8 protein-coding genes are annotated in these 10,312 nt (G+C 68.7%); all 8 read left to right on the forward strand.

Annotated elements, in window-relative coordinates; translation table 11 throughout:
- Window positions 1-2,405: DUF2339 domain-containing protein (locus tag ACSAMQ_RS18335; RefSeq protein WP_435397038.1), on the forward strand; the 2,405-nt coding region annotated here is incomplete at its 5' end.
- The gene (locus ACSAMQ_RS18340; protein WP_435397039.1) at window positions 2,402-3,790 is read left to right on the forward strand and encodes a DUF3999 domain-containing protein; all 1,389 of its coding nucleotides are present in this window, start codon (window positions 2,402-2,404) and stop codon (window positions 3,788-3,790) included. The genes ACSAMQ_RS18335 and ACSAMQ_RS18340, both read left to right, overlap by 4 nt.
- Before the next feature lie 1,092 nt (window positions 3,791-4,882).
- Window positions 4,883-6,058: a phosphoglycerate kinase gene (locus tag ACSAMQ_RS18345; protein ID WP_435397040.1), complete on the forward strand. Its 1,176-nt coding sequence runs from the start codon at window positions 4,883-4,885 to the stop codon at window positions 6,056-6,058.
- Entirely contained in the window at window positions 6,058-6,711 is a 654-nt protein-coding gene (locus tag ACSAMQ_RS18350) for an HAD hydrolase-like protein (RefSeq protein ID WP_435397041.1), read from the forward strand. Before ACSAMQ_RS18345 ends, ACSAMQ_RS18350 begins: the two co-directional genes overlap by 1 nt.
- Window positions 6,712-7,202: 491 nt before the next feature.
- Window positions 7,203-7,424, forward strand: coding sequence for a DUF6289 family protein (locus ACSAMQ_RS18355; protein WP_435397042.1), 222 nt, complete (start codon window positions 7,203-7,205; stop codon window positions 7,422-7,424).
- A gap of 146 nt (window positions 7,425-7,570) precedes the next feature.
- Window positions 7,571-7,789, forward strand: coding sequence for a DUF6289 family protein (locus tag ACSAMQ_RS18360; RefSeq protein WP_435397043.1), 219 nt, complete (start codon window positions 7,571-7,573; stop codon window positions 7,787-7,789).
- A 193-nt stretch (window positions 7,790-7,982) separates the two neighbouring features.
- Window positions 7,983-8,849: a PhzF family phenazine biosynthesis protein gene (locus ACSAMQ_RS18365; protein WP_435397044.1), complete on the forward strand. Its 867-nt coding sequence runs from the start codon at window positions 7,983-7,985 to the stop codon at window positions 8,847-8,849.
- A 486-nt stretch (window positions 8,850-9,335) separates the two neighbouring features.
- A partial coding sequence (locus tag ACSAMQ_RS18370) for a collagen-like triple helix repeat-containing protein (RefSeq protein WP_435397045.1) occupies window positions 9,336-10,312 on the forward strand: 977 nt, incomplete at its 3' end.

Genomic DNA, 10,312 nt, shown 5'->3' on the forward strand with positions numbered 1-10,312 from the left:
CCGCGGCTCGGCGCGCGCCGGCTGCGCCGCCGCCGCCGGACGTGTTCACCGTCGCCGCGCGTTGGCTGCGTCGCTGGTTCACCGAGGGCAACGTGCCGGTCAAGGTCGGCATGCTGGTGTTGTTCGCCGGCGTCGCGGCGCTGTTGAAGTACGCGACCGACCAGGGCTGGCTGCATCTGCCGATCGAGCTTCGCCTGGCCGGCGTCGCGCTGGCGGCGATGGCCGGGCTGGTGTTCGGTTGGCGCCAGCGCGAACGCAAGCGCAGTTTCGCCCTGAGCTTGCAGGGCGGCGCGATCGGCGTGCTGCTGTTGGTGGTGTTCGCCGCCTTCAAGCTCTACCAGTTGATGCCGGCGGGCGCGGCGTTCGCGATCAGCGTGGTGCTGGTGGCCGGCGCCGGCGTGCTGGCGGTCAAGCAGAACGCGATGGCGCTGGCGGTGTTCGCGATCCTCGCCGGTTTCCTCGCGCCGATCTGGCTGTCGACCGGTTCCGGCAACCACGTCGCCCTGTTCGGTTATTACGCCGTGCTCAATGCCGGGATCTTCGCGATCGCCTGGTGGCGGCCGTGGCGGGTGCTCAATCTGCTCGGTTTCGTCTTCACCTGGGGCATCGGCACCTTGTGGGGCGTGCTCAAGTACCGCCCCGAGCACTTCTCGACCACCGAACCCTTCCTGCTGCTGTTCTTCGGCTTCTATCTGTTGATCCCGGTGCTGTACGCGCGCAAGCGTCCGGCCGGGCACCGCGACCTGATCGACGGCTGCCTGGTGTTCGGCACGCCGCTGGTCGCTTTCACCCTGCAGGCCGGCCTGCTCGAAGGCGACCGCATGCCGTTGGCGTTCTGCGCGCTGGGCCTGGGCGCGCTGTATGCGGCGCTGGCCTGGTGGCTGCGTCGCGACTCGCGCTTCCTCGAGTTGTCGACGCCGTATGCCTTGCTCGCGGTGGGCTTCGCGACCCTGGCGATTCCGCTCGCGCTCGCCGCCGAGGCCACCGCCTGCGTGTTCGCGCTCGAAGGCGCGGCGATGGTCTGGCTGGGCTTGCGCCAGCAGCGTCGCTTGCCGCAGTTGGTCGGCTTCCTGTTGCAGGGTGCGGCCGCGTTCGCCTTCGTCATCGGCGCCAGCGACGCGGTCTGGGACGCGCAAGTGCCGCTGCTCAACGCCAGCTTCGCCGGCGCCCTGCTGATCGCCATCGCCGGCTTCGCCAGCGCCTGGAGCCACCGCCGCAACGACAGCCCCGGGCCGGCGTTGCCGTATTACCTGTGGGGCCTGGCGTGGTGGCTCGGTGCGGCCGGCAGCGAGATCGCCGACTTCGTCCCCGACCGCTACAGCGCCGATGCGGTGCTGATGCTGACCGCCGCCAGCGGCTGGATCGTCGCCGAGGTGTTCCGCCGCCACGCCTGGAAAGCCTTGTCGCTGACCGCGATGTTCGCGTTGCTGTCGGCGCTGCCGCTGTTGTTCGTGCAGACCGGCCTGCACGACTATCCGCTGGCCGGGTTCGGCTGGCTGGCCTGGGCGCTGTACGCCGTGTTCGGCTGGCGCAACCTGACCGGCCTGCGCGAACGCGCCGGCGGCGAGCTCGGCCTGGGCTATTCCGGCTGGTGCTGGGCATGGGCGCTGGTGATCGGCGTGAGTCTGCTGCGTGTATCGACTTTGTGGTTGCGCGACGGCGTTCCGGTACTCGGTACCGGCTGGAGCGTCGCGGCCTTGTTGCTGCCGATACTCGCCATGGCGGCGACATTGCTGTGGCGCCCGGCCCTGGTCGCACAGCCCGTGCCGCAGCGCTTCACCGGCTGGCGCGCCCCATTGCTGGCCTCGTTCGCGATCGCACTGGCGCTGGCGATCGGCTTCACCCTCGCCACCCCGGCCAACCCGCGTCCGCTGATGTGGCTGCCCTTGCTCAATCCGCTCGGCTTGATGCAGTGGGCGGTGCTTACCGTGTTGGGCGCGTGGCTGGCCTCGCCGCTGGTCGGCGAGGAATTGCGCCGCCGCCGCGTGCCCTTGCTCGCCGCCGCCGGCTTCGCCCTGATCACGGTCGAAGTGCTGCGCAGCGCGCATCACTGGGGCGGGGTGGACTGGTCGCCGTCGATGTTCTCTACCAGCCTGGTGCAGACCAGCCTGACCGTGGTCTGGAGTGTGCTCGGCGTAGCCGGCTGGATCGCCGGTTCGCGCCGCGGCCAGCGCGGCCTGTGGCTGGCCGGTGCGCTGTTGATGGCGGTGGTGCTGGCCAAGTTGGTGTTGGTCGATCGCGGCCATCTCGGCAACCTGCTCGGCATCGCATCGTTCATCGCCTACGGCCTGCTGTGCACCCTGGTCGGCTATTTCGCCCCGGCGCCGCCCGCTGCGCCAGCGCCGCCGCGCGACGACAGCCATCCCGATCGCGGTCCGCACGACACTCGCGAGGCCCAGGCATGAGCACTATTTCCAGCTTCCGCCGCAGCGCCTGTTTGTTCGCGGCGGTGCCGTTGTTGGCCTGGGCCGGGCCGCGCGAGGACTACGCGCGGCAGTGGCCCTTGAACCTCAGCCGCGACGACGGCGGCGCTTATCGCGTAGTGCTCGACGAGCACGTCTATCGGCAGGCGCAGAGCCCGCAGCTGCGCGACCTCGATGTGCTCGACGGCAGCGGCACGCCGGTGCCGGCCGCGGTGTTCGCGCCCGAACAACCGCTGGCGCGCGCGCCGCAGCGCGTCGCCTTGCCGTGGTTCGCCTTGCCGGCCTCGCCGTCGGGCTCGGCGACCCAGGGTTGGGAACTGATCAGCGAAGTCGAGACCGACGGACGCCTGCGCCGGGTCGAAGCGCGCAGCACCGCCGGCGACACCACGCGGCTGCCGCAGACCGCCTTGCTGATCGATGCCAGCCGCCTGCGCCGGCCGATCCTCGCACTTGAGCTGGAATGGGCGCCGGGCGCCGCGCTCGATGCGGCCTACAGCGTCGAGGCCAGCGACGACCTCGACCAATGGCGCAGCCTGAGCAGCAGCGGCCGCTTGATCGACCTGCAACGCGGCGGCCAGCGCCTGCTGCAGCGGCGCATCGTCTTCGACAGCGTCGGCGAGCAGGCGCGTTACCTGCGCCTGACTCCGCAAGACCCCAAGGCCGCCGCCCCGATCAGCGCGGTCAGCGCCGAACTGGCCGGCAATGCCGCGTCCGCGCCGCTGCAATGGCGCGAGCTGAAAGGCCGGCGCCTCGAACAGAAGGACGGTGCAGTCGCATTCGAATACGAACTCGACGGCCGCTTCCCGATCCAGCAGGTCGATGTCGCCCTGCCGGGCAATCACGCGGTGGAGTGGCGCCTCGACAGCCGCGACGACAGCGACCAGGGGTGGCGCCCGCAGGCCGGCCCGTGGATGGCGTTCCGCGTCGCCGGCCCGGGAGAGGGCGACCGTTCGGCCGCGCGCCAACTCGCCGCGACCGTGCGCGATCGCCACTGGCGGCTGCGCGCGAACGCCGCTGTGCCCGGCGAACCGGTGCTGCGCCTGGGCTACCGGCCCGAGGTCGCGGTGTTCCTGGCCCAGGGCGCACCGCCCTATGCCCTGGCCGCCGGCAGCGCGCGCACCGCGCGTGCCCATTCGTCGCTCGCCCAACTGATCGAAGCCCTGCGCCAGACCCGCGGCCGGGACTGGCAACCGGCCGATGCCCGCCTCGGCGAGCCCGCGCCCCTGGCCGGCCCCGCCGCCCTGATACCGCCGGAACCAAAGCGCGACTGGCGCTCCTGGCTGCTATGGGCGGTACTGGTGGCCGGCGCGCTGACCGTGGCCGGGTTCGCTTTCAGTTTGCTGCGCGGGTCGAAGCCGGTGGAGTGAGGGGACTGAGGGTTGAGTGGCTCAGCTCCTGGATTCCAGGGGCCCCCGGTCGCAACGAATCTCGCTTGGCTTTGGCTTTGGCTGATGTTTCAGCTTCGTCGTGAGCCTCGAATTGTTTCGCCGTGCTTGTGCTTATGTTCTTTGCTCGCGCTCGTGCTGTTGCGGTGCGACGCCGCGAACTGGCGAAGACTAAAGAAGACCCGGAGGGCGGCCCGCAGGGATGCGGGCCGTTTTTCATCGGGACAGGGATGTCCCGTATGAAAAATCCCCGCGTCGGCATCGATCGTGCGGGCATTTGATTCAAAGAAAAGCACTTTTCTTTGGTTACCTTTCTTTTGTTGCTTTAGACAAAAGAAAGTAACCCGCCGCTTTAGTGGCGGAAGCTTTGGGTTTGATCCTGATCCTGATCCTGATCCTGATCTTGCTTGAAAGAAATGCCGCAAGACCGCCACAGCGATGTCGCGGCTCGCGCCGCTCCTACCCTGGCGAAGGCACGCCGCCTCGGCGAATGACGGCGGCCTCGTTGTCTCTGCGCGTTCCGTGGCCTTGCGAGTGCGGCGCGAGATCGAAGCATGCCGGTCGCGGCTTGCGCCGCTCCTACCCTGGCGAAGGCACGCCGCTTCAACGAATGCCGACGGCCTCGCCGTTTCTGCGTGTTTCGCCGTCGCGACTCACGTCGCTCCTACAGGCGGGTTCGCGCAACAGGCCAATGCAGTGGGGTAGGAGCGGCGCAAGCCGCGACCGCGCAACCGGCGGCTGTTGCGCCTCTGGCCGCAGGCAGTGAAGCCTGCCGGCGCCGAGCAGAAGCGGTCCATATCCCGATGCCGCCGTCCCGATCCAATCCCGCCGCAGCCGCCGCAGAGGCAACCCCCGCGTCAGCCACCCATACCAAGCCGTCTCCACACCGAGACGCCCGGCGAATGCCTCCGTTCAGTCACGAAGGTTTATTTCGGCCTCCCGCGCCGCGACAATAGCCACCCCGGCGGCGGCTTCCCAGAATCCAGAATCCAGAATCGAGATCCAGGTTCACCGCCGCACCCCAGTTCCTACGGTTTTCCTTATTCCATCCCCCGCATCGCCTCAGGAGGCCCCGTGCCCATCGTTCGCATGACCGATCTCGATCTCGCCGGCAAGCGCGTGTTGATCCGTGAAGATCTCAACGTCCCCATCGACGATGGCCGCATCACCTCCGAACTGCGCATCCTGGCCGCGCTGCCGACGCTGAAGCTGGCGCTCGAGAAGGGCGCGGCGGTGATGGTCACTTCGCACCTCGGCCGGCCGAAGGAAGGCCAATGGAGCCAGGCCGATTCGCTGGCGCCGGTGGCGCAGCGTTTGTCGGAACTGCTCGGTATCGACGTGCCGCTGGTCAAGGATTGGGTCGGCGGCGTGGACGTGCAGCCCGGCCAGCTGGTGCTGCTCGAGAACTGCCGCATGAACGTCGGCGAGGGCAAGGACGACGAGGCGCTGGCGAAGCAGTACGCCGCGCTGTGCGACGTGTTCGTCATGGACGCGTTCGGCACCGCGCACCGCGCCCAGGCCTCGACCCACGGCGCGATCCGTTTCGCCAAGGTCGCCGCCGGCGGCCCGCTGCTGATGGCCGAACTCGATGCGCTGGCCAAGGCGCTCGAACACCCGGCGCGCCCGCTGCTCGCGATCGTCGCCGGCTCCAAGGTCTCGACCAAGCTCGAGCTGCTGTCCTCGCTGGTGTCCAAGGTCGATCAGCTGATCGTCGGCGGCGGCATCGCCAATACCTTCATCGCCGCGATGGGCTTTGGGGTCGGCAAGTCGCTGGTCGAGCCCGACCTGATCGAGACCGCCAGGCAGATCATGGCCGACGCCAAGGCGCGCGGCGCCGACATTCCGGTGCCGACCGACGTCGTGGTCGCGCCCCAGTTTGCCGCCGATGCGCCGGCCACGGTCAAGGCGGTCGATGCGGTCGACGCCGGGGACATGATCCTCGACATCGGCCCGGACACCGCTGCGCGCTACGCCGAACTGATCAAGAACGCCGGCACCGTAGTCTGGAACGGCCCGGTCGGCGTGTTCGAGTTCGATGCCTTCGGCCATGGCACGCAGACCCTGGCGCGCGCCATCGCCGCGTCGAAGGCGTTCTCGATCGCCGGCGGCGGCGACACCCTGGCCGCGGTCGACAAGTACGGCATCGCCGACGAGGTCAGCTACATCTCGACTGGCGGCGGCGCCTTCCTCGAGTTCCTCGAAGGCAAGGAATTGCCGGCGGTGACTGCGCTCAAGCAGCGCGCGGGCTGATGATCGTGAGCGCACCGGCCACGCTGTTCTTCGATCTCGACGGCACCCTGATCGATTCGGCCCCGGGCATCACCCGCAGCGTGTCGTATGCGCTCGAACAGCTCGGCCATCCGGTGCCGTCGCAGGCGGAGTTGCGGGGCTGGATCGGTCCGGCCCTGCGCACCAGTTTCCTGCCCCTGCTCGGCGACGAGGCGCGCGTCGAGCGGGCGGTAGCGCTGTACCTGGACCGCTATGGCCGCGAGGGCTGGAGCGAGCATTCGGTCTACGACGGCGTCGCCGAGATGCTCGATGCGGTCCACGCCGCCGGCCATCGCCTGGCCATCGTCACCGCCAAGAACGAAGACAACGCGCGCAAGATCCTCGGCGCCCTGCCGTTCGGCGATCGCTTCGACGACATCGTCGGCTCGACCCGCGACGGCCGCCTGACCCACAAGGTCGAATTGATCGGCGAAGCGCTGCGTCGTTTCGAACTGCCGGCCGAGCGCTGCCTGATGATCGGCGACCGGCGCATGGACATCGAAGGCGCGCGCGAGCACGGCATGCGCAACATCGGCGTGTTGTGGGGCTTCGGCAGCGAAGACGAACTGCGTGACGCCGGCGCCCAGCACCTGGCGACCGCGCCGGCGCAATTGCCGGCCTTGCTCGCGGCCTGATCGAGGTCGCCCAGGCTCCGAAGCGCGATGGCTTCGAGCTTTGGGGCTGGAACGGCGCGAGCCGCGACCGCGCGGCGCGGGCATCGAATCGCAGGCGCGTTTCAACGAGCGGAGGGCCGCGCGAACCTGCTCGTGGCTGCGGCGCCATCGGATCGGACGCGGTCGCGGCTCGCGCCGCCCCTGCCCAGCAGCGGCGACGCTGCGGTTGGTGCAGCGCGGCGGGGTGTCCGTCGTCGGTCGCGCACAACTCGTGTGCGCTGCAACATCGCACGCGCTGAATACGTCGTCACGACCGCGCAGGCTCGCTCGGACGCGTCGCCCGCATTGCGATAGCCGACGCTTTACGCAGCGGCAAAACAGCCAATAGCGATAGCAATCACGATTTCGACAAGTGGATACAAGCCAGGACGCCCGATCGCGCCGCGGCGCTCGCGCGCTGGCATAAGGTGCCCGGGCGGCGAATAGCGCCGCACAATCGGGAGAGAAATCGCATGCGTCGTATCGGATTGTTCGCTGCCGTCATGGCGGTGGCGATGGTGGGTGGCGTGTCGTTCAATGCACTGGCCTACAACTGGCAGGGCACCTGGTACTACTACAACGCCGAAGGCGCGCAGGTCGGCAAGTGGACCGCCGGTTGCGGCGCCGCCGACGGCCGTTGGGGCCAGACCACCGAGATCAAGCGTTTCGTGCAGGGCTGCGCAGCCGAAAGCTGAGCCGTCCCGCCTACGGCCGCGGCGTTCGCGCCGCAGGAAAGCTCCGGTCTTCCGGAGCTTTCCGCTTTACGCGACGGCCGCGGGGTGCCCCACGCTCCGCCGAGGCACGGCCCGGCGGGGCACGACTCAAGCAAAGGAGAACGACGATGCGTCTTATCGCAACGGTAGTGGCGGCGGTGGTGTTGGGTGGATTGGCTGTGGCCGGCAGCGTCAACGCCGCGCCTCCGTGGCAGGGGTATTCGATCCTGTATTTCAACGAAGCCGGCGAAGAAGTCGGCGGCGCGGTCGCCAGCTGCAGCGGCCAGTACACCTCCTGGGGCGAACGCACTGCGATCTACCAGAAGCAGACCTGGTTCTGCGACTGATCGCAGGGCGTGGCACGAAGGCGCGGCCTCACGGCCGCGTCTTTGCCTTGCAGGGTCTTGCGGCAGCCTTGGGGCGATCGCACCGAGTACGGCTTACAGGTTCTATGCGACCAGCGATGAACCTGCCGGCCATGGCGCCGATCGTGCGCCAGGCACATGATCGCGCGCGCCGCGGCCTGTACGCTCGGCGACCTTGAGCCTGCGACGCTTTCTGCAACTCGACGTCTTCGCCCATCGCATCGGCGCGGGCAATCCGCTCGCGGTGGTGTTCGATGCGCAGGGCCTCGACAGCGCGGCGATGCAGTCGTTCGCCGCCTGGACCCATCTGCCGGAAACGATCTTCCTGTTGCCGCCCGACGAGGGCGCCGACTATCGCGTGCGCATCTTCACTCCGCGCCAGGAACTGGCGTTCGCTGGCCATCCCAGCATCGGCGCGGCCTGGGCGGTGCTCGATGCCGGCCGCGTCGCGCCACGCAGCGAAGCCCTGGTGCAGCAGTGCGCAGCCGGGCATCTGCCGGTGCGCATCGTTCACGATGCGAACGGCCTGCGGGTCAGCATCCGCACGCCGCGCGCGCGGCGTTGCGCCCCCGCAGACGAGCAACAGGCCCTGCTCGATCTGGCCCTGGCCGGCTTGCCGTGGGGCCCGCTGGTGCCGGCGCTATGGGACAACGGGCCACGCTGGTGGGTGGCCGAGCTCGCCGATGCCGCCGCGGTACGCGGTATGCATCCCGACCTAGCGGCGATCTTGGCCCTGACCGGCGACGACGCGCTCGGCCTGGCCGTGTTCGCGCGTTCGCAGGAACCCGGGTTCGCCTATGTCGTGCGCGCCTTCTGCCCGAGCGACGGCATCGCCGAAGACCCGGTGACCGGCAGCGCCAACGCCGCCATCGCGACGGCCTTGTTCGAGGCCGGCCGCATCGAAATCGGCGCCGCCTATCAAATCAGCCAGGGGCGCGAGGTCGGCCGCGACGGCTGCATCGAGATCCGCATCGACGAAGACCGCGAGGTGTGGATAGGCGGGCGCGTGCAGGCGGTGGTTCGCGGCACGGTGGAGTGGTGAAACCTGGGCTCGCTCAGCCTTGCGTCAGTCGTGCAGTACCTCGATGAGGTTTACCGGGTAATTCGGCAAAAGAAGCCGCGCGGTCTCGATGCGCCGACGGGGACAGGCCGCTCCGATTACGGGAGCGCATAAGACACCTTCGAGTGGCGTTTCCGGATTCGGGGTCAGAACGCTGAAAGCCGGGACCGTACGGTTGCGAAGGCGATGTCCGTCATGGCGCCCAACCTGCGTTCCAGGCGTAATTCATGAACGAAAATCACCCTCGCTCACCGATTCAACCGATTGTCGGAAATATGTCCACGTTCCTATATAAACGTGACTTTCATCACATTTTATAAACGATGAATCGGAGCAGCCTTGATCCACTACACACCAGAAAGGCAACTGTAAGTGTGATAGGGGAGCTGGCCTGTAGCGTCATAGCGAATGCAGGCGTAGCGACAAATCCGTGCACGAGGCAGCACGAGCTGCATTCGGAGGAACGCGATGGAATCTCACAGCATTCGTAAAGCCTTTTCCTACAGCCTGCTCGCAGCCTGCATCCTGACGGTCACGGTATCGACCACGGGTTGCTCGGGCTCCGGCGGCGTCAAATCCAGTTTCAATCCTAATCCCGGGGGCGGCGGCGACGGGGGTGGCGGTTCGGGCGGCGGCGGCTCAGGAGGCGGTGGCTCGGGTGGTGGCGGTTCCGGTGGCGGTGGCTCCGGAGGCGGCGGCTCAGGCGGCGGCGGTTCCGGTGGCGGTGGCTCGGGCGGCGGCGGCTCCGGAGGCGGCGGCTCGGGCGGCGGTGGTGGTGGTGGTGGTGGTGGTGGTGGCCCAGGCGGTACCGGCACTACTCCGCCCCCCGGCAACGTGATCGGTTCGGTCGTTACGAGCGGCGGCGGCCTGATCGCCGGCGTCGGCGGGACGATCAGCGGGCTCGGCGCGCAAATTCCGAATCAAGCCCTGCTCGGCGGTAACACTCCAACCACCCAAGGCCTCGGCAAAGTCGTGGACGATCTCGGCCGCACCGTCACCGGCATCGGCACGGCGACCAGCGCCGGCCTCGGCCAGACCGGCAACATCGCCAACCCGGTCGGCACGACCGCGGCCGGCGTCGACAACATCGTGGTCAACGTCGGTACCACCGTCGACGACCTCGGCAAGACCGTAGCGACGGTAGGCGCCTTCCAGGGCTCGCCGATCCAGCCCTTGACCAGCACCGCCGGAGCCTTGGTTTCCGGCGTCGGCACTCAGGTCAAAGGCTTGGCGCCGAAGGTCGGCGGCCTGATCGAGGGGCCGACCGGGCAGGCGCTGACCGGGGCGGTCAGCAGCGTGTTGAACCCGGTCGCGGGTATCGGCCAGGTCAACGGCGGCACCGCCGGCGGCAGTGCCAGCACCAACCTCGTCGCCAATGTCTCGCGCAGCGTGGGCGGCGCGACCAGCGGCATTGCGGCGGCGGGCGGCACGCTCGGTGCGCAGCT

It is taken from the genome of Lysobacter sp. 1R34A, from assembly GCF_051217035.1.
Taxonomy (GTDB): domain Bacteria; phylum Pseudomonadota; class Gammaproteobacteria; order Xanthomonadales; family Xanthomonadaceae; genus Lysobacter.